Here is a 23,607-nt window from a genome sequence, read left to right as displayed (position 1 = left end):
ATAGCCACCGTAGCTAACCTGCAGCCTTCTCCTACTTGTTTCACGTGAAACAACGCGTGCGTCTGGCGCGGAGACGGCGCCGGGCACGGAGACAGCGTTAGGAGCCCTACGCGCTCCTCATGATCGGAGGTTCTGTCTATGTCCTAGCCAGTCAGTTGGCGGAGCAAGTGCCTTTGTGAACTTGAAGCCGCCAGGACAGCGGGAATGGATGTTGACGGGCGCCAGAAGGAGGCGCACTCGCAGCCTTGAGCGGCTCGGAGTCCGTGCAACTGCAATGCCTGTTAGAGACTACCCAGAGGCTCGGGTGACAGACTGACGACCGCCCGGGGCGGAAATCCACCAGCCCCAAAGACTTTTCGAACTGCAGACATCTACAGGCACTTCGGACTGCAGACATCCACGGGCGGAGCTAAGTAGGCCTCCAAACCATTCCATCCCTTCGGCCTAGAGCAGTCCTCAACGCACCCAGCTCCAACTCCCGCGTCCACGACTGCTGCGGACGGTGGAACGCATGCTTTCCTAACCGGAAACGAGTTCAATAGCCCACTGAATTGGCTCCAAGATCTGGCTTGATTTTTTACGATTCTGTACATGAAAACGAAATAGCTTGCTTCTCTGAGTCACGAATACAAATGTGTGTGTTTCAATCAGTCCGAATCCTGCAGGCACCGCTAGTTCTTGCGAATCCGTATTGACCTTTCACGGGAATGCGTCATGGTCTACAGACACCCGTGAGGGGCCACATTGGCTGGCAACATCACCATTCTCCGGTCTGCCACCGGGATCCGCTGCGCCCTGGTCTTCGTTGCCCACAAGAGAAGGGGTAGAGCAAGAAGCATGAAACTCGCATTGACTCTAGGTTCTGAAAGACAGGATCTGACGGGCAAAAGAGCACCACCTCTCGACGAATTCAAGAGACCAGTGGGGGCCTTCCAGGGTGTTCGTGCCCGAGGACGCGGGCCGACCTCCACCGGCGTCTGACGGCTCTGCCGGCAACGCCATAGCCATCGTTAGGGCTGGAAGCGGAACAGGCCCGCGCGGCGAGCAGGCACTACCGTGGGTGCGATGGCAACGAGCGTACGATGGCGCGTGCGAAACTACCACCCAGCGGCGTTCATTTTGCACGCGCCCAGGACGGTACGCTTACGCCCGCGCCATTCGGGTGGCGTTTGTTGGACATCGCTGACATTGAATGCGCGTCGATCACATCGTTCGCGAGACTTGCCGTGGGTGGCCAGGGATAGTGGTTCCCTTCTTCGCTTCGAGACACAATACGCGTTCAATACTCAGATCACCTCCACGATCTGGCGACAACGGGGGAGCGAAACCGTCCGGATCCAGAAGACCAGAATCGACCGACCTAGCTGAAGAGAGACTACGCAGAGCCCGTACGGCGCGCAGACTCACAAAGCTCGAACCCGATCCATCCTCGTTCGAGGGGCAGTACTTCGCCCGAGCATTCAGGCAACTCAGCGCGAAATTTGGCGGCTCCAGGATCCACGCAGGCGCGAATGCCCGGTTCACCTCTAAAGACATCCACCGAGGAAGCTCGGGCCAATCGATGCTACGCCTTGTACACCTCAGCGGTCCGTGACCTTGGGCGAAACCGACGGCACCAGCCACTCGGTGGTGCCCCACGGAAGCAGTCCGAGACTTCTCGCCCCATGCTTTGTGGCCCTCCAGGGATGAGTTTCCCATGAGTGCATGGTCGCGCTCTGGGTGCGCCAAAGGTGCGTGTCGTCAAACGCCGGACTAACCTGGCTGGGAGAGCTCACTGAACCAATGGCGCCGTGAGTCGCCCCCGGGAACGAACCACTTCGCACCGGGACCTTTCTGAATGAGCCTTGCCCAAGTCTGTGGGAGGAGGGCTCCCGGCGGACGGTCTTCCGTGCGATCTATTTCCTCGAACACGGCTGGGTGTCAGAGTCTACGGACACGCTCCTAGCCTGACAGTCTCGGCCACCACAAAGGTGATCCCGAGGAGGATTTACTCAGGCTCGACAGATCGCGTCCACGTCAGCAACCAACCACTCGACCGGGTGGGCGTCAGAATAGCGGCGGCTTGCGCAGCCACAAGAGTTGTGCACGGACTCCATTTCTCGCGGATACGCCAGCGGCTCGTTAGGGCACTGAAGGTCCTGCTTCTTCACTTCAGTGCGGACGTCCCATGAGCATGAAGTCATCAGAGGTCGCGGTTTCACGTGAAACATCGGCAGACCACGATACTGGCAGTCCTTCAGTACTAACCTCGCCACCCCCTCTTAGTTGCCGACCGGGTCGCGGCCACATGGTCCAAGGTGCCAGTAGCATTCACATCGGAGGAAGATATCCACCGCTCCACTTAAAGTTATTCACATAGTTATCCACAGCGATATCCACAGCGATATCCACGGGGCAGAAGGATGTGAATAACCGCCCGTCCGCTCGGGGCAAAAGACGCTGCGTCCGAGGATGGATGTTCGACTGCAGGTCCAATCCAAGATCAATCCGCCGATAGGGTCGAAGTTGCGATCAGACGCGCGAAAATAAGCAAAAAAGCGATCCAAAAGGGCAAATTTTGCCGAGTTCATGTTCTGCAGTCTTGTTTCACGTGAAACAAGACGCCAGGGTGCTCAGGCTGGCCGAAACTCAGAGCGCAGACCTAACAGACGGTGACAGATCCGAGACCCTCAGCTTCAAGAAGCAGACACGTTATCAACAAAGTTATCCACAACGATATCCACCGGACCGTCCGGGCTTTTCAACAGCCAGCCAGCAGGCTCGCTGAGCCACCAGCACGGCCACATTAGACCTAACCCGTCCCTGTACTTCCGACGTTCACTGACAACTTTTGCCACGCTAGGAGAACGTCTGCTCCCCTGAGACTGGCAACAGCAGCCTCAAGCAAATCTCGGATAGGGTCCTCGCAAAGTCCCGGACTGGAGCCGGGAAGACTTCGAACACAACTCCGTCCGAACCTCATAACGCTCAATGACGGAAGGCCCGCGCGCACCGGCAGCTCGCCGCTAGCGCTGCCATCCTGTCCGTGGAGCCCAACGGATCGAAGCACCACCAACTCGTAGACATGGCGACAACAAACGGTGTCCTGATCCGCGAGCATCCGAGACCGAATGCAAGGGACTGGGCCGAGCTGGGGACGATCTTCCTATCCGGGCCACACAGACCTCTCTGCTTGCCGCGCCCGGACAGGTATGGGGGTGAACGATCTCTGGAGAGTAGGACGGGATCCCGCAAGACCAAGGCGGCAAGCACACCAATTGGCCGTCGCCGCTCGACACGATCAAGCCCCCTCCCCCTACCCGCGCTCGTTACGAGCGTGCAACTGCCCAACCCTGGGGTCTCCAAGAACACCCAACCCAGGTTCCCGAGGAGCCACCCTAGTTGTGCCAGGTTGGGGCAGCGCGCCCGAGACTTGGCTAGAGCCCTATCTGAGCCAGGGAGCCTGGGGGAGCCCACGAGCACTAGCGCGTCGTGAGCCAGGTGGCAGCGTGAGCCAGGTGGCAGCGTGAGCCAGGTGGCAGCGTGAGCCAGGTGGCAGCGTGAGCCAGGTGGCAGCGTGAGCCAGGTGGCGACGTGCAATCGGACGAGACTCCATGGAAGACACGGGCTCGCGGCCTCCGCTCATATATAGAGCCGGCCTGGGACAGATACGGTCCAGCAGAACTTCACCCCCGACCCCGGCGCTCGGTCCTGGCGAAGAGAACTTGGTTACGGTTGGCCGAGCCCCGAGCACCGCGGAACGCGAATCACGCAGCGGAATGGACTTGCGTGCAATCCATTGTCGGTGACACTGCTTAGCCGGAGTATCTGGAACCCTAAGAACGGAACGCGCACTCCACGCACATGAAACCGGCGGAGGGCTGACCTGGGTCACCGAAGCCCAACTCGCGCCCTCAGCCTGCCCGCACGGCTCACAAGAATCCCGGGTTCCAACATCACGATTGCCGTCCCGCAATCGCATCTGCCTAAAACGAACATGACCGAATCACGGAGGTTCAAAGGCGGTCGAAACAGAAACGCGGCGAGGAAGAGCAACTAGCGCCGAGTGTCTGACACCGCCCGGCAAGCAGGGGATAGCCAGGCAGGTGAGACGCCGAATCCATTCTCAGCTCTGGCGCAGATCTAATGAGGCGCAGTTCTGGAGCTAAGTCACGAAGCCTTCGCTTCCCATAATTCAAAAGAAGAGGGCTCAACTCACCGCGGATCCAAGAGAGTCCGTTCCCAAAAGTGGTGACGTCAGATACTGGAACAGTAGACAGAGAAATCGAATTCGACGTTGCCGTGGATGGGCTGTGCAGAGAACACGGGGCCAGCAGAATCGGGGCCGGCGCTGAGCCATTCTAAAGATGGAAAGCCAGGGCCTCAAGTAACGAGGAAAATCTCATCCCATCGGGGGTGAGTACATGAACCAAATCGAACGCCAAGTCGTCCATCCAGTCACCTCCTGGCACACCTGCCTATCGCGGCCGTCGTCAGACCGCGAGTGAACTCCCAGTTCCGCGCATGGGAATGCTCGCGGGTCAGCGTCGTGGACCTTCAACGCGACTGTTTCACGTGAAACAGGAACAGAATGGCCCATCCCACTCCAGCTCTGACGCGATGGAACATCGATGACACTCTTCCGTTACGGTGGCACTATGCCTCATGCGGTGCGTTTCACGTGAAACATAGAGGCAGACGTCCAATACCCGAAGGCCGTCACCTATGAGGATGCCTCCGGTCTGTCAGCCAAGCGGCCAGTAGTCCTACCAGGCAGATAGTAGACCAGCCGTCGCAGCCAACAGCATCCTACTTAAGCGGTACGCCGCAGGCGGCTCTCAGCTGAGTGTCGAAGGAACTGAACCGCCTTCCTCCGCGAGCAGCTTTCGTAGTCCAATGAGCTGCCAGGGCCTGCGAGGAAATATCTCTTTTCAGCGGTGTTCGGAATCTGCTCCCAACGGACGACTTATGGAAAGCCATACCGAAGGGTACGGCCACTTGGGATTCCTGAATCGCTGTACCCGGGGGAGAGGATCCGCGAGTGTTTCACGTGAAACCAAAGAACCCGGGCACGCCGATTGTGTCTACTTTCGGCTTGGAACCCCGGATTGGCTTCGGCGATCTGGGTTCTGGACATTCACTGTGGACGAGACTGAGAGTTAGCGCGCAATCCGCAGCAATACAAAGTCCTGAAGACAATGATCTCGTCTCCAGCACTCTCGCAGACACACCAGAGACATCCCCAACGCGCCCAAACCTGACCGCGAGTTGCAAGTTTGCGGCCACCCACTCAGAACACCCCGAAATGGGATGCTCGTGCCGAGCGTCTACTCCCCGCTCCCGCACTCGCTGATCGCCAAAATCCAGGACCCAGGAGCCAATGCGAACTCGCCGACACTATTCACGAGAATCCGTCCCTCGCGGTTCTCGAGGACACCGATGGACGAGCGACCACCACCAATCGCGACACCACAGTACAACCATCGTTTCACGTGACACGCTTGCCACTGCCCTGAGGAGTACCGGGCCGCTCACACCACCGAAAAGCGCGCGCGAACCTGCTGCGAGGGGGTCAGCAAAGACGAAAGTCACACCCGGGTAGATCTCAAGGCGCGAACGCCCCCAAAGCGCCCCAAAGCGCCTCGAATAACCAAGCCGAGCCGTACGCGCCCAGCAATCCGAGCAAAGAAAATGGGGCCTGCTTCCTCAGAAGCAAACCCCATTCCATAGAGATCGGACAGACTAGCCTTCGGCGTCAGGCGACAACACATCCATGATGCGGTTGAGGTCCTCGACACTCGCAAATTCAATGCTGACCCGCCCCTTGCGTGCTCCCAGCGTGATCTTCACGTTGGTGTCCAATCGATCAGAGAGAGACGAAGCAAGGTAGTCGAGGCGCTCGTGGCGTGCATTGGGGCGCGGGATGCTGTTCTTGGGCGGCACCGTAGGATCCTGGTACAGTGCCACGGCTTCTTCAGTGGCGCGAACAGACATCCCTTCGGCGACGATCTTCTGTGCGAGTCGTTCCATGGCAGCGGCGTCCGGCAGTGCGAGCAGTGCGCGCGCATGACCCGCCGACAGCACGCTGGCAGCAACGCGCCGTTGGACCAGAGGAGGAAGCTTGAGAAGACGAATGGTGTTGGACACCTGCGGACGCGAGCGTCCAATGCGATCAGCCAACTGCTCGTGGGTGGTACCGAAATCCTCAAGCAACTGCTGGTATGCAGCTGCCTCTTCCAAGGGGTTCAGTTGACTACGGTGGAGGTTCTCCAGCAGAGCGTCGCGAAGCAGGTCGTCGTCATTCGTGTCACGGACGATCGCAGGGATCGTTTCGAGGCCGGCGGCCTGAACTGCCCTCCATCGTCGCTCACCCATGACCAGCTCATACGGTTCTCCACCCTTTTCGGTTGAAGTACGTACAACAATTGGCTGGAGGACGCCGATTTCCTTGACGGAGTGAACCAGCTCCGCCATGTCATCTTCATCGAAGACGCTGCGCGGCTGTTTGCGGTTGGGGTGGATGTCACCAACAGGAATTTCGGCGAAACGCGCACCTGGAACCTCGACCAGCTCAACCTTCGGCGCGTCCCCAAGAAGAGTTTCGGAAACCGCGTCTCCCGCAACATCGGAATTCGCTGCCTTCGCTTCGGCTGGCTTTGACGTGGCGGAGATCTCCGCTGAAGGCGACTTCGCCGCGGTAGTCTTTGCCGCCGTCGAACTCGTAACCGAAGATCCTCGTGAGGGGGAGCTCTTCGCTACCTCCGTCTCAAGCGCCTGCGGAGTATCCACCGTCTCAGGTGCCTTGCGTGCCTCGGGAAAGAAGAGGTCCACAGGGCGCGATGCCGGAACGCCATTGCCCGATGCACCAGCCGAAGCGGAGCTGGGAATGAGAGCCCCAAGACCCCTACCCAGGCCTCGTCGCTTTTCGCTCATTAGTATGTCCCTCCGGTGGAATGGCAAGAATGGAGCCCGCCAAGGATGTTGCAGTGATTCAGAAAGTCTAGCGCTCGGCGATTTCCGTGGCGGCTTCCATGTAGGACAACGCGCCGCTGGATGACGGATCGTAAGTCATCACCGTCTGTTGGTAGCTCGGGGCTTCTGAGATTCGCACAGAGCGCGGAACCACAGCTCCGAGAACCTGCTCCGGGAAATGCTGGCGGACTTCCGACGCTACCTGAGCGGCAAGATTCGTGCGGCCGTCATACATCGTCAGCAGAATAGTGGAAACCACCAGATCCGCGTTGAGGTGCTTCTGGATCATTTCGATGTTCTTGAGGAGCTGGCTAAGGCCTTCCAAGGCGTAGTACTCGCACTGGATGGGAATGAGTACCTCGCTGGCCGCGCAGAAAGCGTTGACGGTCAGCAGGCCCAGGCTCGGCGGGCAGTCGATGAAGATGAAGTCCAAGCGGCCTTCACCATTCTTCGCGCGTTCCTTCGAGTACACCTCTATTGCACGGCGCAGACGCTGCTCACGCGCAACAAGGGAGACCAACTCAATTTCAGCGCCGGCGAGGTGAATCGTAGCCGGTGCACAGATGAGATTGGGAATGTCGGGGCAAGGAGCCACGACCTCGCGCAGGGGCAGGTCATTGATCAGAACATCGTAGATACTGTCGACATCGGCGTGGTGCTCAATGCCGAGAGCGGTGGATGCATTGCCCTGTGGGTCTATGTCGATCACCAGGACATTGAGTCCTGCGGAAGCCAGAGCGGCGGCGATGTTTACCGTAGTGGTGGTCTTTCCCACCCCGCCTTTTTGATTGGAGACCGTGAAAATACGAGTCTTCTCCGGCTTGGGAAGTTCGCGTCCCAACAGCCGTTCCCGGCGTCGGGTCTCGTTCGCGAGCTGGCGCGCAATCGGGCTGGAGTCGTCGATGGAGTCCATGACGTTGTCGCTTCCAACAATCAATGTTTCACGTGAAACAGCGGCATTTGCAACCAAATTAGTGCGCATTAGCGCAGATTCAAACGACGCCGAGGGCGCAGCCATTGCCCGCGCGGACCCCAGGGAAATAAATGGCGGGATCCGCTGCGTGGAGGTTTCGCTACTGCCCACTGTCACACTCTCACTCTCATTCGGCTCTAGCTGCCGTTCTCTAGCTTAACCGCTCAGCTGCGGACACGCGGGACACAGCGCCGAAAGCTAAGCGATCTTCCGCTGTTTGTTGACGACGATCCTCACCACTGTGGTGGGTTCCTCCAAAAGTTCCTGTCCACAAACCACAACGGAAGTTTCCACGCCTCCGAGCCTGCGGATAACCTTGGCTGCTTGGTCAATCTCTTCGGCCGCGCTGCGGCCCTTGATCGCGACCACTTCACCCTTGCCGTTGAGCAAGGGAATGGTGAGTCCAGCCAGCTTGGACAAAGCAGAGACTGCCCGCGCAGTGACAACGTCAGCGTTGACCATTCCCACCGCGAGCTCAGCCCGGGTTCGCATAACGGTGACGTTGCCCAGCCCCAGATCATCCACAACTTCCTGGAGCCAGATAACCCGGCGTTCCAGAGGTTCGATCAGCGTGAGTTCAAGGTCGGGACGTGCAATCGCCAAGCACAAGCCGGGAAGCCCGGCGCCTGAACCAACGTCCGCAACGTGGCTTCCGTGGGCTATGGCCGACTCGATGACGGCACAGTTGAGGACATGCCGGCTCCAGAGGCGGGGAACTTCACGCGGGCCGATCAGCCCGCGCTCGGTTCCCGACGTCGCCAAATGTTCTACGTACCGTTGGGCCAGACCCAGACGGTCACCGAAAATCTTCTCTGCCGCCTGCAGCTCGGCCGCCGTAATTTCAACCATGATCCGTTAGTCGGCCGAAACCACGATGTGGCGGCCAGCGCCTTCGCCCTCGGACTCAGAAACAAAGCCGAGGTCCGCAACGGCGTCGTGCACAATTTTGCGTTCGTAGGCGCTCATCGGTTCGAGGGCCACTGAAGCGCCAGTCTCCTTGACTTTGGCGACAGCATCTTCGGCAATCTGCAGCAGATCGCCGGCACGCTCTTTACGGTAACCGTTGATGTCCAGCACCAGGCGCGATCGGTTCTCGGTTGCAGACAGTACAGAGAGGCGAGCAAGCTCCTGAAGGGCCTCGAGCACCTCACCGTCGCGGCCTACAAGGCTCTCAAGACCCGCGGAATCGCCTTCGGCCGCGATGGAGATGTAGGTACGGCCATTGCGGATCTCGATGTCGATGTCGCCGTCGATGTCGGCAATGTCCAGGAGTTCCTCAAGGTAGTCTGCGGCGACGTCGCCCTCTTCCTCAAGACGGCTCACGGAAGAGCTAGTTCCGGTGGACTCGTCCCCAGCGGCAGTTTCTACCGTGGCCTCTGCCAGTTCCTCGGTGGCCCCAGCGGCCGTTGCCTCTTCGGTGCTTTCAACAGACATTACTTCTTCTTCCTGTTCTTACGTTGTGGCTGGATGCGCTGTGCCCTGAGTTCGACGGCGGCCACTTCGGCAGCGACGTCGGCGTCCTTCTTCCCGCCCAGGAGCGGGATAGACGGCAAGCCCTTGGCGGCGCGACGCTCAGCAAGTGCCTTGGCTGCGGGGGATCCCGGCGTCGGCATGCGGCGGATGACAAAGAACTGCTGGCCCATAGTCCACAGGTTGGTAGTGGTCCAGTAGATGAGCACACCAATCGGGAAGTTGATGCCACCCACACCGAAGACGACCGGCAGGATGTAGAGCATCATCTTCTGCTGACGCATGAACGGGCTGGCCATGGCCTCTTCGGACATGTTCTTGGCCATGATCTGCTTCTGCGTGATGAACTGCGAAGCCGTCATGGCGAGAATCATCACAATCGACAGGACCCACACCGCCACAACGTCGCCGCCCGCAGGTGTGCCGTGAAGGAGCGTCGCGGACAGGGGAGCCCCGAAGATGCTGGACTGGTCGAACTGGACCACTTGCTCGTGGCTCAGCGCACCGATGCCTTGGCCAGCTTCCTTAGCAGCACTGATTCCGGAAAGCACTTGGAACAGCGCGAAGAAGAACGGCATCTGGATCAGCATGGGCAAACACGCGGAGAACGGGTTGGTGCCGTGCTTCTTGTACAGCGCCATCTGTTCCTGAGCCATCGCCTGTCGCGAGAGCTGGTCAGTCTTGCCCTTGTACTTCGCCTGCATCTTCTTCAGATCGGGCTGAAGCAGCTGCATGCCCCGCTGTGCCTTGATTTGCTTGACGAACACAGGGATAAGAGCAGCGCGGATCACCAGCACCAAGCCGATGATGGACAGCGTCCACGTCCAACCATTCGCCGCGGGCAGGCCAATGAAGCTCAGGCCGTCGTGGAACCCCAGCATGATCGCGGACACAAGCCACTTGAACGGGGCCAGAATTGTTCCAAAGATGTCCATACGTTTTCCCTATTTCCTCAGGCCGCTGTACGGCGACCGTCTTCATCAGACCGCACAGCCAGGAACTGGTCCGGGTTGTTCAGTACAACAATTGTGGGCGTCTGGCCTTCGGGCCAGTGACGATGTCCGGCGGGGACGTGGTCCACGCCGCCGGCGTTCCAGGGGTGGCAACGCGCTAGGCGTCGCGCTGCGAGCCAACTCCCTTTGACGGCACCATGTACCGTCACCGCTTCGAGGGCATAAGCCGAGCAGGATGGGAAGAATCGGCACACCTGGCCGTATAAGGGAGAGATGATCCGGCGATACGTCTTCAGCAAGATGATGAGGACGTTGCGCGGCAGCTCCCAAAGAAATGTTCCAAGGATCCTCGGAGAGACTCTAAAGAAGCGGACGACGGCGGAGCTCAGCTCATGCACGCGGTGTCCCTTCCGTTGTGGTGCCCTGGGTGGGCGAAACAACCTGCGGAGAGGATCCGCCGAGCCGTTTCGTGGTTGCCGCCAAGGCGGCGTTGTAATCCGTCAGCAGCTGGTCCCAGCTCGCCGTCGCAGCCGCGGGCAGCGCCCGGACAACAACAGCAAGACCCGTGCCATGCCTATTCAAAGACAAAGCACCTGCTTCTCTCAGTCTCCTCTTAACGAGGTTCCTGGTCACAGCGTTCCCGACAGCTTTGGAAACGATGAAGCCGATGCGGCTCGGTTCTCCGGCGCCAATAGGTGCCGTATATAACACTAAGTTCCGGCGTCCATTGCGGACGCCGGAACGTACAGTTGTTGAAAAGTCGGTTGAAGTCCGTAGACGGTTACGGGTGGCTAGCACCTATTTGACTCGCTTGGGAGACTGACCGACGAGTCAGTTATTTAGGCCGACAGTTCGACGCGGCCCTTGCCACGACGGGCGGCCAAGATGGCGCGGCCGGCACGGGTGCGCATACGAAGGCGGAAGCCATGCTTCTTAGCCCGACGGCGGTTATTCGGCTGAAAAGTCCGCTTGCTCACGTTAGTTACTCCAGTGGATCAAAGGTGCGCCCACCCGATCAAAAGGGGAAGAACTGGCCGACGCTAAGTTTATTTGTGTATCCGCCGCCGCCCAACGCCGGATTTACCGGAGGTGCGGGTGGTCGAAAAGCGGACACATAGGACTTCACAACGTTAGGGCAAAAAGACCTCCCAGGTCAAACCGGGAGCCGCGCGGCCCGTTATCCCCAACTGTGGCTAACTACACCCAACAGCCTGTGGATGAAGTGGCTCACAGGGCCCGTTTTAGAACCACAACCGTGTAATTATCCACAAGCTTCTTCCCAGCTATCTTCTGGGGTTTCCATCCCCTAGAGTGGCTCAGTAGCCGATTATCCACGGACTGTGCATAACCCTGTGGATTCGGTTCGAAATCCACTCATGGTTTGGACCTTTCGGCTGCCGCAATCCAGGCAAGCAAGCACTCGAGGGAACCAATTGATGACGGTAGACGACGCCAACCACGCCAACACGGTCGGAAGTTCCTGGCGGCAGGTGCTGAGCCTGCTGGAACAAGACGATCGTGTCACGCCCCGGCAACGTGGTTTCGTTATCCTCGCCCAGGCGCAAGGCCTGATCGGCTCCACCCTCCTGGTGGCCGTACCCAATGAGCTGACCCGAGAGGTTCTCCAGACGCAAGTCAAGGACGCCCTCGACGACGCCCTTCGCAATGTCTTTTCCGATGACATCCGGTGCGCCATCGACGTCGACACAGACTTGGTGCCCATCCACGAAGAGCCGGCCCCCGCCGTCGAACTCTCTTCCGCGAACGACTTGGCCGTGGAGCTGAAGCCGCAGCCCACCCCGCCGAGTACTTCGCACGAATTTGGCCGCCTGAATCCGAAGTACGTCTTTGACACCTTCGTGATCGGTTCGTCCAACCGCTTTGCCCATGCTGCTGCCGTCGCGGTTGCCGAAGCGCCCGCCAAGGCCTACAACCCGCTGTTCATCTACGGTGATTCCGGGCTGGGCAAGACGCACCTGCTGCACGCGATCGGCCACTATGCCCGCAGGCTCTACAGCGGCATCCGTGTGCGCTACGTGAATTCCGAAGAGTTCACCAACGACTTCATCAACTCCATCCGCGACGACGAGGGTGCCAGCTTCAAGACCACCTACCGCAACGTCGATGTGCTGCTGATTGACGACATCCAGTTCCTTGCAGGCAAGGACCGGACGCTTGAAGAGTTCTTCCACACCTTCAACGCCTTGCACAACAACAACAAGCAAGTGGTCATCACCTCTGACCTTCCGCCCAAGCAGCTGGCGGGCTTCGAAGACCGCATGAAGTCCCGTTTCGAGTGGGGCCTGCTGACCGATATCCAGCCTCCGGAACTCGAAACCCGCATCGCCATCCTCCGCAAAAAGGCACAGAGCGAGGGTTTGTCGGCCCCCGACGACGCCCTGGAATACATCGCTTCCAAGATCTCCAGCAACATCCGCGAGCTCGAAGGCGCGCTGATCCGCGTCACTGCGTTCGCCAGCCTCAACCGCCAGGCCGTGGATGTAGCCCTCGCCGAAATGGTCCTGAAGGACTTGATCACCGACGACGGCGCCCAGGAGATCACGGCTGACCAGATCCTGAAGCAGACGGCCGAGTACTTCAAGCTCAGCATGGAAGAGCTTTGCAGCAAGTCCCGTACCCGCACCTTGGTGACCGCGCGGCAGATCGCCATGTATCTGTGCCGTGAGCTTACGGATATGTCCCTACCCAAGATCGGTCAGGAGCTTGGCGGCCGCGACCACACCACGGTGATCCACGCCGACCGCAAGATCCGCGAACTCATGGCCGAGCGCCGTGTGATCTACAACCAGGTGACAGAGCTGACCAACCGCATCAAACAGCAACAGCGCGATTCGTAAGCCGCCACTACATACCTTATTAACAGGCACATGTGGATAAGCCTGTGGATACTTAAGGGGACAAGCGCGGTTAATGGGCTTAAAACCCTTAAGGCATCTGTGGATCGTCAAAAACGGGCCTGGGGGTTATCCACGTCCACACCCTGTTTAAAACCCAGTCACCCACACATCGTGAACAGGCCTTAACCGCGGAACTGCGGGTCCAGGAGCAGTTATCCACAGTTTCCACAGGGGTTATTAACACTACTAATCCCAAAAAAATGAATTCCCTCAAATAACAATCTCCTTCCGCTCACTCACCGTCGCAGCCCGGGGCTGCTCTGAACCACGAGCCAGCAGACCGGGGATGGGTTAATGCCCGAACTTCCGGCTAAGCTGTCTGCATCGCGTCCATCCTTGGCGCTGCTTTGTAGTTCGCTTACCGCGGGCCGTGCAGCTTTCGGGTTTCGGACGCTGGTTTTCGGGGCTCCTGGGGAGTTTCCGGTGGAACACTGGCAGCAGCAATGAAAGGCGGCACCCTTCCGTGAAGTTCAGAGTCGAGCGGGATGTCCTGGCAGAAGCCGTTACGTGGACAGCCCGGTCGTTGTCTCCGCGGCCGCCCGTCCCGGTCCTTTCAGGCCTCTTGCTCAAGGCAGAAGCCGGAACAGTGAGCCTCTCGAGCTTTGACTACGAGACCTCTGCCCGTCTTGAGATTCCCGCCGACATCACCACCGAGGGAACAATCCTGGTTTCCGGGCGCCTCTTGGCCGATATCTGCCGCAGCCTTCCATCGGCGCCCGTCGAAATCGAAACCGATGGCAGCAGGGTCACCCTGACATGCCGTCGAAGCAGCTTCCACCTCGCCACGATGCCGGAATCCGAATACCCGCCGCTTCCCGCACTTCCCGCTATCAGTGGAACCTTGCCAGGCGACGCCTTCGCCCAGGCCGTTTCCCAGGTCATCATCGCGGCCAGCAAGGACGACACCTTGCCGATCCTCACCGGTGTCCGGATGGAGATCGAGGATGACATGATCACCCTCCTCGCGACGGACCGGTACCGCCTCGCCATGCGGGAGGTACCGTGGAAGCCTGTTACCCCAGGAATTTCCACCAGTGCCTTGGTGAAGTCCAAGACTCTCAATGAAGTGGCGAAGACCCTTGGTGGCAGCGGTGACATCCACCTCGCCCTCGCTAATGACGACAGCCGCCTGATTGGCTTCGAAAGCGGCGGGCGCACCACCACGTCCTTGCTCGTAGACGGCGACTACCCCAAGATCCGCTCATTGTTCCCGGATTCCACGCCGATCCACGCAACCGTCCAGACGCAGGAGCTTGTCGAAGCTGTTCGCCGCGTTTCCTTGGTCGCCGAACGAAACACCCCGGTCCGCTTGGCGTTCACCCAAGGCCAGCTGAGCCTCGACGCCGGCACTGGCGAAGACGCCCAGGCATCTGAGGAACTGGAAGCCCAGCTCAGCGGCGAAGACATCACGGTAGCCTTCAACCCGCACTACCTCGTGGAAGGCCTGGGTGTCATAGAAACCAAGTTCGTGCGTTTCTCCTTCACCACAGCGCCCAAGCCGGCCATGATCACTGCCCAGGTTGACGCCGACGGCGATGACAAGGGCGACTACCGCTACCTCGTGATGCCCGTCCGCCTGCCCAACTAGCTAGCAGTTGTTGTCGTTCCCGGCGCCCAAAACGACAACAAATGCGAGCCAGTCGGGACACCACAACCACCAACCCAGGAAAGAGTTCACACCGTGCACATCGGACTGATCGGCCTTGGAAAAATGGGTTTCAACATGCGCGAACGCATGCGGAACGGCGGGATCGAAGTCACTGGCTTTGACCGCAATCCCGACGTCGCAGACGTTGCTTCCATCGATGCACTCATTGCCGCGCTTCCAGCGCCGCGACTGGTCTGGGTCATGGTTCCATCCGGCGACATCACCGATGCCGTGATCAGCGAACTTGGCGAGAAGCTCTCTCCCGGAGACATGGTGATCGACGGCGGTAACTCACGCTTTACCGAAGACCAGAAGCATGCGGCGTTCCTGGCATCCAAGGACATTCGGTTTGCCGATTGCGGTGTTTCCGGTGGCGTCTGGGGCCTGCGAAACGGCTACGGACTCATGGCAGGTGGCGCAGATGAAGACATCGAACTCGCTATGCCGGTATTCGATGCGCTCCGCCCCGAAGGCGAACGTGCCGACAGCTTCGTCCACGTGGGCGGCGTGGGTGCAGGCCACTACGCCAAGATGGTGCACAACGGCATCGAATACGGTCTGATGCAGGCCTACGCCGAAGGTTACGAACTGCTGGCGGCCAAGGACATCATCAAAGATCTTCCCGGCACCTTCCGCGCCTGGCAAAAGGGCACGGTTGTCCGTTCGTGGCTGTTGGACCTCATGGTCAAGGCTTTGGATGAAGACCCGGGCCTGGCCTCCATTGGCGACTACGTCGAAGATTCAGGCGAGGGACGCTGGACCGTCGAAGAGGCCATCGCCAACGCGGTTCCGGCGCCGGCCATTACCGCTGCGCTCTTCGCCCGCTTCTCCTCCAGGGAGGACAGCTCACCGGCCATGAAGATGGTTTCGGCGCTGCGCAATCAGTTCGGCGGACACGCCACCCGTCCGGCCAACTAGGCCCAGGGCAACCAGCAGTACGCGTGTACCTCGAACATCTTTCCCTCACCGATTTCCGCAGTTACGCGCAGGTTGACCTCAAGCTCGGCCCCGGCGTCACTGTCCTGGTGGGATCCAATGGCATCGGCAAGACGAACCTCATGGAAGCCATTGGATACCTGGCCACACTGAGCTCGCACCGGGTCAGTACGGATGCGCCCCTATTGCGCTTCGGCACCGAACGGGCTTTGATTCGCGCGAAATTTGTTAGCGGCGAACAATCGACGGTGGTAGAACTTGAAATCAATGCGGGGCGCGCCAATCGTGGGCGGATCAATCGCGGGAATCCGGTGCGCGCCCGCGACATCCTGGGGATTTGCCACACGGTGCTGTTCGCCCCTGAGGATCTCGCCTTGGTCAAGGGTGATCCGTCCAACCGCCGGCGCTTCCTCGATGAACTTCTGGTCAGTCTCATGCCGGTTCACGCGGCGACCCGGAGCGACTACGATCGCGTGCTTAAACAACGTAACGCCCTCCTGAAATCGGCCCGCACCGGAAAGTTCACCTCGGCCCATGAAGCAACCCTTGATGTCTGGGACCAGCACATGGCCCGGGCCGGCGCGGAGCTCCTGCACGCACGGCTGGAACTCGTGGAGCGGCTCCGCCCCCACCTCAGGAACGCTTACGCGCAACTGACGGATGGCAACAAGGAAGCCGGCGCGGTTTACCGCTCCACCATTCAGGGGGTGTTGGACGACGACGGCGGTCCCGCCGAGCGCATGGATGAAGGTTCGGACGGGGTTGAGGACCTCCGCTCGCTTTCCGTGGAACAGCTCACCGAGCGCTATGTCCAGGCCTTCGCCGCATCGCGCCGCAAGGAGTTGGAACGCGGGATTTCCTTGGTTGGACCCCACCGCGACGAACTCGAATTGGTTCTAGGGCAAGCTCCGGCCAAGGGCTATGCCTCCCATGGCGAAACGTGGTCCATGTGCCTTTCCCTGCGCCTCGCCTCCTACTACGTCATGCTCGATGACACGCGTACGGGCGGTTCCGCCCCGATCCTCATTCTTGACGACGTGTTCGCCGAACTGGACGTGGAGCGCAGGCGTAAACTGGCTGCAATAGTGGCCGGCGCCGAACAGGTGTTGGTGACGGCCGCTGTCGACGCCGACATTCCCGAGGAACTGGCTGGGCGGCGCGTGAAGGTAGTGCCCGGAGGCATTGATGGAGAAGGATAGCCCCGGCGGACGCCAGCCGGGCAGGGACCCTGACGAGATTGACGCTGCCCAATCGGCCCTGAACCGGATGCGCGAAGCGGCCGCCGCACGGGGCGAAATCCGGCGTGCTGCGCCACGTACCGGTGCCGCTCCGAAACGGAAAGGTGTCCGTGATACCCGTGGATTCAGCCAATTCCATGGCAGTGGGCGGGACCCGCTTGGTTTGGGGAAAGTCGTGGGGAGGCTCGTCGCTGAACGGGGTTGGACGTCCCCCGTGGCTGTCGGTTCCGTGATGGCGGAATGGGACGCCCTGGTGGGTCCGGAAATTTCGGCGCATTGCACCCCTGAGAGCTTTACCGACACCACGCTTCACGTCCGCTGTGATTCCACGGCCTGGGCGACGCAACTGCGGCTCCTGAGTACGAGCCTTCTGGAGATGTTCCGGAGGGAGCTCGGCGACGGTGTGGTGACGTCTATTCAGGTGCTCGCGCCAACCGCACCCAACTGGCGAAAGGGCGGCCGGAGCGTCAATGGACGAGGCCCCCGGGATACCTACGGGTAACTTCCCGGGCACCCGCGTCAGCCGGTTTCCTTGAACGGCGCACAGGGGCGAGAAACCTCCCCGGACCGTATAGCTCCCTAGAGGGTGCTCTTTTGATGGCTTCAAGATGGGGCCAGCGGCCTCCCACAGGTACATTCGTGAGCATTAGGGCCGGGTTTTGCAAGGAACGGCGCTCAGTCACGATAGAATCGGCATAGACAACTGGGCGCCGGTGAACGTTGATTGGCTTCGCTGAAACAGCAATGTAAAAGCGGATCCGCCAGTCACGGAGTAACCGGCGTTAGCAGTGACGTCCCTGTTGGCGGCTGCCGTATCCCTGTGGTGTGTCCTGACGGACGTGCTTCCTTGGTGCGGTGACGGCTGGCGACCATCGAACACGGAGGAGTCGAAAGCGCCTGTGGCTAACGACAATGCAGAGACCTTGGCAGTAGAGCCCGCGAAGGAGAACGCCCATAAGCCTGACACACCCTCAGGGTCCAGGGAGTACGGTGCAAGCGACATTACCGTGCTTGAGGGTCTCGAAGCGGTGCGCAAGCGCCCCGGTATGTACATCGGATCCACAGGCCCGCGCGGCCTCCATCACTTGGTGTACGAAGTGGTGGACAACTCGGTGGACGAGGCTCTTGCCGGGTACTGCAGCCACATTGAAGTGACCCTCCAGGCCGACGGCGGCGTGAAGGTCGTGGACGACGGCCGCGGCATCCCGGTGGATATGCACCCTACCGAGAAGAAGCCGACCGTTGAAGTTGTCATGACCATTCTGCACGCGGGCGGTAAGTTCGGCGGCAGTGGCTATGCTGTGTCCGGTGGCCTCCATGGCGTCGGTATTTCAGTCGTCAACGCGCTTTCACGCAGGGTAGACACCGAGGTGCGTCGCCAGGGCCACGTTTGGCGGATGACTTTCGCCGACGGCGGCAAGCCGCAGGGCGGGCTCGTCCAGGGCGAAGCAACCGATCAGACCGGAACGTCCCAGACGTTCTACCCGGACGGCACCATCTTCGAGAGCACCGATTTCGATTTCGAGACTCTCCGTGCACGCTTCCAGCAAATGGCCTTCCTCAACAAGGGCCTGCGCATCACCCTCACGGACGAGCGTCCTGTGGCAGGGGCCGGCGACGATGACCTGGATCTTGACGCAGTAGCTACTGACGGCGAAGTGGCGGCAGAACACCGCACGGTCGTTTACCAGTACAACGACGGTCTGCTCGACTACGTGAAGCACTTGAACTCAAGCAAGAAGGTGGACATCGTCCACGAGGACGTTATCGCCTTCGAAACCGAAGACACTGAGCGGCACATCGCCGTCGAGGTCGCGATGCAGTGGACCACGGCCTATTCAGAGAGTGTCCACACTTACGCGAACACCATCAACACGCACGAGGGCGGCACCCACGAAGAAGGTTTCCGCGCTGCGATGACCTCGCTCATCAACCGCTACGCGCGTGAGAAAACCATCATCAAGGAAAAAGAAGACAACCTCACTGGTGACGACATCCGTGAGGGGCTCACAGCGGTCATCTCGGTGAAGTTGTCCGAGCCCCAGTTCGAGGGGCAGACCAAGACCAAACTGGGCAACTCCGAGGTCAAGGGCTTCGTCCAACGCGTGGTCACCGACCAGCTTGGCGACTGGTTGGAGCGCAATCCCGGCCCGGCCCGCGACGTCATCCGCAAGGCTGTCCAGGCTGCCCAAGCGCGTATGGCTGCCCGCAAGGCCCGCGACAACGCACGTCGCAAGAGCCCCCTGGAATCCTTCGGCATGCCGGGCAAACTTTCCGACTGTTCCTCCAAGGACCCCGCGCGCTGCGAGGTCTACCTCGTGGAGGGTGACTCCGCCGGTGGTTCGGCCAAGCGTGGACGCAACCCCGAAACCCAGGCCATCCTGCCATTGCGTGGCAAGATCCTGAACGTGGAACGCGCACGCCTGGACAAGGCCCTCGGCAACAATGAAGTCCAGTCCATGATCACAGCCTTCGGCACGGGCATCGGCGAGGACTTCGACATCTCCAAGCTGCGTTACCACAAGATCGTCCTCATGGCCGACGCAGACGTGGACGGCCAGCACATCACCACGCTGCTCATGACCTTGCTCTTCCGCTACATGCGGCCGCTGATTGAGAACGGCTACGTCTACCTCGCCCAGCCGCCGTTGTACCGCATCAAGTGGTCGAACGCCCCTCACGACTATGTCTACAGCGACCGTGAACGTGATGCCAAGCTGGTCTCCGGCCAGGCCGCTGGCCGCCGAATCCCGAAGGACAACGGCATCCAGCGTTACAAGGGCCTCGGTGAAATGGACTACACCGAGCTCTGGGACACCACCATGGATCCGGACCACCGCACGCTCCTGCAAGTCACCATGGACGATGCCCTGGCAGCGGACCAGACCTTCTCCGTGCTGATGGGTGAGGACGTGGAATCGCGCCGGAATTTCATTCAGCAGAACGCCAAGGATGTCAGGTTCCTGGATATCTAGGGACTTCAAGGCCCTAGGAATATTCCAGAACTGACATATACCTGAAACGGAAATCATAAACTATGAGTGAAGAAACACCCGAGGTTCCCGCTGAGTCGGCCGGCATTCCGGAACCCGTACTTGAGGGCGATGTCCTGACCGACCGCGTAGACCAGGTGGACCTCCAGACGGAGATGCAGCGTTCCTACTTGGACTATGCGATGGCCGTTATCGTTGGCCGTGCTCTTCCGGACGTCCGCGACGGCTTGAAGCCGGTCCACCGCCGAGTGCTCTACGCGATGTTCGACGGCGGCTACCGCCCGGACCGCTCCTTCAACAAGTGCGCCCGTGTAGTGGGCGAGGTCATGGGCCAGTACCACCCGCACGGTGACACCGCGATCTACGATGCCCTTGTCCGCCTCATCCAGGACTGGACCATGCGCTATCCGCTGGCGCTGGGCCAGGGCAACTTCGGTTCCCCTGGCAACGACGGTGCGGCGGCTCCGCGATACACGGAAACCAAGATGGCCCAGCTGGCCATGGAAATGGTCCGTGACATCGACGAGGAAACGGTCGACTTCCAGGACAACTACGACGGCAAGAACCAGGAACCCACCATTCTGCCGGCGCGTTTCCCCAACCTGCTGGTCAACGGTTCCTCCGGCATCGCCGTCGGCATGGCCACCAACATTCCGCCCCACAACCTCCGCGAGGTTGCCGAGGGTGTGCAGTGGTATCTGGCCAACCCAACGGCGAGCCGTGAAGAGCTGCTTGAAGCATTGCTGCTGCGCATCAAGGGCCCGGACTTCCCGACCGGGGCCACCATCCTCGGCCACAAGGGCATCGAGGACGCGTACCGCACGGGCCGCGGCTCCATCACCATGCGCGCCGTGGTGAACGTGGAGGAACTCCAGGGCCGCACGTGCCTGGTGGTCACCGAACTGCCGTATCAGGCAAACCCGGACAACCTGGCGATTAAGATCGCCGAACTCGTCAAGGACGGCAAGATCCAAGGCATCGCGGACCTCCGCGACGAGACGTCCGGCCGCACCGGACAACGACTGGTGATTGTTCTCAAGCGCGACGCCGTGGCCAAGGTTGTGCTCAACAACCTCTACAAGCACACCCAGCTGCAGGACAATTTCGGCGCCAACATGCTGGCGATCGTTGACGGCGTACCCCGCACCCTAAGCCTGGACGCCTTCATCCGGCACTGGGTGATCCACCAGATGACTGTCATTGTCCGGCGGACTCGCTACCGGCTGCGCAAGGCCGAGGAAGAGGCGCACATCCTGCGCGCACTCCTCAAGGCGCTTGACATGCTGGATGAGGTTATCGCGCTCATCCGAGCGTCCAACACCACCGAGGCTGCCCGCGATGGCTTGATGGGGTTGCTGGAGATCGACGAGCTTCAGGCCCGCGCCATCCTCGACATGCAGCTCCGGCGCCTCGCCGCGTTGGAACGGCAGAAGATCCAGGACAGGCACTCCGAGCTTGAGGCCATGATCACGGAGTTCAACTCGATCCTGGCCTCCGAGCAGCGCCAGCGCGACATCATCAGCCAGGAACTGGCCGAGATCGTGGCCAAGCACGGTGATGACCGCCGCACCCACATCCTCATGGGGTTCGACGGAGACATGTCCATGGAAGACCTCATCCCCGAGGAAGAAGTGGTGGTCACCATCACCCGCGGCGGATACGTCAAGCGCACCCGGAGCGACAACTATCGTTCGCAGCAGCGCGGCGGCAAGGGCGTCAAGGGTGCCCAGCTTCGCGGCGACGACGTCGTGGAGCACTTCTTCGTCACAACCACGCACCACTGGTTGCTGTTCTTCACCAACCTGGGCCGCGTATACCGGGCCAAGGCGTACGAACTTGCCGAGGCCGGACGCGACGCTAAGGGCCAGCATGTGGCAAACCTGTTGGCCTTCCAGCCGGACGAGCACATCGCCCAGGTCCTTGACCTGCGCGACTATGAGCAAGCCCCGTATCTGGTGCTCGCCACCAAGAACGGCCTCGTGAAGAAGACGCGCCTGGAGGACTACGACACCAATCGCACCGCCGGCGTCATCGCTATCAACCTCCGGGATGAGGACGAGCTCGTTTCGGCGCAGCTCGTGTCCGAAACCGACGATCTCCTCTTGGTTTCCCGCAAGGGTCAGTCCATCCGCTTCACGGCCACCGACGAGGCGCTGCGTCCCATGGGGCGCGCCACCTCCGGTGTGACCGGCATGAAGTTCCGCGAAGACGACGAACTCCTCGCGGCCGACGTCGTCCAGGACGGCTCGTTCGTGTTCGTGGTGACCGAAGGCGGCTACGCTAAGCGCACTGCCGTCGAGGAATACAGGCTCCAGGGCCGTGGCGGCCTGGGCATCAAGGTGGCCAAGCTTCAGGAAGAGCGCGGCGACCTCGTCGGTGCCCTGATCGTCAACGAGGAAGATGAAGTCCTTGTGGTCATGGAGGGCGGCAAGATTGTCCGTTCTGCTGTGGCTGGCGTTCCCGCCAAGGGCCGCGACACCATGGGCGTCATCTTCGCGAAGCCGGACAAGAACGATCGCATCATCGAGGTGGCCCGCAACAGCGAACGCGGCCTTGATGGCGAGGATACCGACGACGAGCACGGCGACGGCGCTGACAACGACTTAGCCGCCAATAGTGTCGAAAATCCTCTTGAAGGACTGTCCGAGGCGGCCGATGACGTAACGTTGGCTGCAAACGGCGGTGCCGATGAGGCGACCGCAACGGCCGAATCGGGATCGGCCGCGGGATCCGGTAATGGGTCCGGCGTCGAGCTGAACGAAGACAACACCGGAGGTAACGAGTGAGCAATTCGGACTCATATCCCAAGCCGAGTACGGGTGTCCCTGGAGGATTCCGGCAGCCGTCGGCTACTCCGCGGGTAGACGCACCGGCCCGTCCCCAGCAGCGCCCAGCGGCATCTGCATCGAGCCCGGCAGGAACTGGCGAGGAAAGGGTCCCGGGCCAACGCCCGGCCGTTCCCGGCCAGCGGCCCGCACAGGGTCAGCAGCGCCCGGCAGGGCAGCGTCCCGCCGTTCCCGGCCAGCGTCCTGCACCCGGCCAGCGGCCCGCGCAGTCTCAGCAGCGTCCGGCCGCAGGGAATCCGGGGCTTGTGAAGCCGGCACCGAAGGCAAAGGTCCGCCGCGCCCGCCTGCTGGTCAGCAAAGTTGATCCGTGGTCGGTGCTGAAGATGGCATTCCTGCTGTCCGTTGCCTTGGGCATTGTGACCGTGATTGCCGCGATCGTTCTCTGGACCGTTCTGGACCTCACTGGCATTTTCAACCAGGTGGACAGCCTTCTGGGCACGCTCGCAGGTTCGGAAAGCGGCGGCTTTGAACTCAAGAAGGTCGCATCTCTCGGACAGGTTGCCTCCTTCGCCACCATCATTGCCGTGGTGAATGTGGTCCTGCTGACTGCCCTCTCGATGCTGAGCGCCGTGCTGTATAACATTTCGGCAACACTCGTGGGTGGCATCGGAGTGACCCTCACCGACGACTAGCCCAAACGGTCGGAAAAAGAGGGAAACTGCTGAAAAACAGTGGTGGAAA

16 protein-coding genes are annotated in these 23,607 nt (G+C 60.5%); 8 read left to right on the top strand and 8 right to left on the bottom strand.

Features of this window, described 5'->3' with window-relative positions:
* Window positions 1-5,721: 5,721 nt before the first annotated feature.
* From AC3ANQ_RS00080 to rpmH, 8 genes are all read right to left on the bottom strand, one after another.
* Window positions 5,722-6,912: a ParB/RepB/Spo0J family partition protein gene (locus AC3ANQ_RS00080; protein WP_488303237.1), complete on the bottom strand. Its 1,191-nt coding sequence runs from the start codon at window positions 6,910-6,912 to the stop codon at window positions 5,722-5,724.
* 67 nt (window positions 6,913-6,979) lie between these two features.
* Window positions 6,980-8,035, bottom strand: a complete 1,056-nt coding sequence (locus AC3ANQ_RS00075; protein WP_488303236.1) for a ParA family protein — start codon at window positions 8,033-8,035, stop codon at window positions 6,980-6,982.
* Window positions 8,036-8,122: 87 nt separating this feature from the next.
* Window positions 8,123-8,773, bottom strand: a complete 651-nt coding sequence (gene rsmG / locus AC3ANQ_RS00070; RefSeq protein ID WP_488303235.1) for a 16S rRNA (guanine(527)-N(7))-methyltransferase RsmG — start codon at window positions 8,771-8,773, stop codon at window positions 8,123-8,125.
* A 6-nt stretch (window positions 8,774-8,779) separates the two neighbouring features.
* Entirely contained in the window at window positions 8,780-9,358 is a 579-nt protein-coding gene (locus tag AC3ANQ_RS00065; RefSeq protein WP_488303234.1) for a Jag family protein, read from the bottom strand.
* Window positions 9,358-10,329 carry a membrane protein insertase YidC gene (gene yidC, locus AC3ANQ_RS00060; RefSeq protein ID WP_488303233.1) on the bottom strand — a complete coding sequence of 324 codons (972 nt, stop codon included), beginning with the start codon at window positions 10,327-10,329 and terminating at the stop codon, window positions 9,358-9,360. The genes AC3ANQ_RS00065 and yidC overlap by 1 nt, the downstream gene beginning before the upstream one ends.
* A gap of 17 nt (window positions 10,330-10,346) precedes the next feature.
* On the bottom strand, window positions 10,347-10,745 hold the full coding sequence (yidD, locus tag AC3ANQ_RS00055) for a membrane protein insertion efficiency factor YidD (protein WP_395800055.1): 399 nt from the start codon (window positions 10,743-10,745) through the stop codon (window positions 10,347-10,349).
* Window positions 10,738-11,145, bottom strand: a complete 408-nt coding sequence (rnpA, locus tag AC3ANQ_RS00050; protein WP_488303232.1) for a ribonuclease P protein component — start codon at window positions 11,143-11,145, stop codon at window positions 10,738-10,740. Before rnpA ends, yidD begins: the two co-directional genes overlap by 8 nt.
* A 41-nt stretch (window positions 11,146-11,186) precedes the next feature.
* Window positions 11,187-11,324, bottom strand: a complete 138-nt coding sequence (rpmH, locus tag AC3ANQ_RS00045; RefSeq protein ID WP_011776797.1) for a 50S ribosomal protein L34 — start codon at window positions 11,322-11,324, stop codon at window positions 11,187-11,189.
* Between the two features lie 459 nt (window positions 11,325-11,783).
* Here rpmH and dnaA point away from each other — a divergent pair, with 459 nt between their 5' ends.
* From dnaA to AC3ANQ_RS00005, 8 genes are all read left to right on the top strand, one after another.
* Complete coding sequence (gene dnaA, locus AC3ANQ_RS00040; RefSeq protein WP_488303231.1) at window positions 11,784-13,205, top strand: chromosomal replication initiator protein DnaA; 1,422 nt, start codon at window positions 11,784-11,786, stop codon at window positions 13,203-13,205.
* Between the two features lie 523 nt (window positions 13,206-13,728).
* Window positions 13,729-14,853, top strand: a complete 1,125-nt coding sequence (gene dnaN / locus AC3ANQ_RS00035; RefSeq protein ID WP_488303230.1) for a DNA polymerase III subunit beta — start codon at window positions 13,729-13,731, stop codon at window positions 14,851-14,853.
* 93 nt (window positions 14,854-14,946) lie between these two features.
* Window positions 14,947-15,831: a phosphogluconate dehydrogenase (NAD(+)-dependent, decarboxylating) gene (gene gnd, locus AC3ANQ_RS00030; protein ID WP_488303229.1), complete on the top strand. Its 885-nt coding sequence runs from the start codon at window positions 14,947-14,949 to the stop codon at window positions 15,829-15,831.
* A gap of 23 nt (window positions 15,832-15,854) precedes the next feature.
* A complete protein-coding gene (gene recF, locus AC3ANQ_RS00025) occupies window positions 15,855-17,048 on the top strand; it encodes a DNA replication/repair protein RecF (protein ID WP_488303228.1) in 1,194 nt (397 codons plus the stop codon).
* Window positions 17,035-17,589 carry a DciA family protein gene (locus tag AC3ANQ_RS00020; RefSeq protein WP_265978184.1) on the top strand — a complete coding sequence of 185 codons (555 nt, stop codon included), beginning with the start codon at window positions 17,035-17,037 and terminating at the stop codon, window positions 17,587-17,589. Before recF ends, AC3ANQ_RS00020 begins: the two co-directional genes overlap by 14 nt.
* A 397-nt stretch (window positions 17,590-17,986) precedes the next feature.
* Entirely contained in the window at window positions 17,987-20,062 is a 2,076-nt protein-coding gene (gene gyrB / locus AC3ANQ_RS00015) for a DNA topoisomerase (ATP-hydrolyzing) subunit B (RefSeq protein ID WP_488303227.1), read from the top strand.
* A gap of 62 nt (window positions 20,063-20,124) precedes the next feature.
* Entirely contained in the window at window positions 20,125-22,866 is a 2,742-nt protein-coding gene (gene gyrA / locus AC3ANQ_RS00010) for a DNA gyrase subunit A (RefSeq protein ID WP_488303226.1), read from the top strand.
* Window positions 22,863-23,558 carry a DUF3566 domain-containing protein gene (locus AC3ANQ_RS00005; RefSeq protein ID WP_488303225.1) on the top strand — a complete coding sequence of 232 codons (696 nt, stop codon included), beginning with the start codon at window positions 22,863-22,865 and terminating at the stop codon, window positions 23,556-23,558. The genes gyrA and AC3ANQ_RS00005 overlap by 4 nt, the downstream gene beginning before the upstream one ends.
* Window positions 23,559-23,607: the final 49 nt, after the last annotated feature.

Source organism: Arthrobacter sp. DMZ02-1R, from assembly GCF_057747935.1.
This window is presented reverse-complemented; position numbering and strand designations above follow the sequence as displayed.

Coding starts and splice junctions, on each gene's coding strand:
- AC3ANQ_RS00080 (WP_488303237.1), bottom strand. CDS start 6,912: ATGAGCGAAAAGCGACGAGGCCTGGGTAGGGGTCTTGGGGCTCTCATT.
- rsmG (WP_488303235.1), bottom strand. CDS start 8,773: ATGGTTGAAATTACGGCGGCCGAGCTGCAGGCGGCAGAGAAGATTTTC.
- AC3ANQ_RS00065 (WP_488303234.1), bottom strand. CDS start 9,358: ATGTCTGTTGAAAGCACCGAAGAGGCAACGGCCGCTGGGGCCACCGAG.
- yidC (WP_488303233.1), bottom strand. CDS start 10,329: ATGGACATCTTTGGAACAATTCTGGCCCCGTTCAAGTGGCTTGTGTCC.
- dnaA (WP_488303231.1), top strand. CDS start 11,784: ATGACGGTAGACGACGCCAACCACGCCAACACGGTCGGAAGTTCCTGG.
- AC3ANQ_RS00020 (WP_265978184.1), top strand. CDS start 17,035: ATGGAGAAGGATAGCCCCGGCGGACGCCAGCCGGGCAGGGACCCTGAC.
- gyrA (WP_488303226.1), top strand. CDS start 20,125: ATGAGTGAAGAAACACCCGAGGTTCCCGCTGAGTCGGCCGGCATTCCG.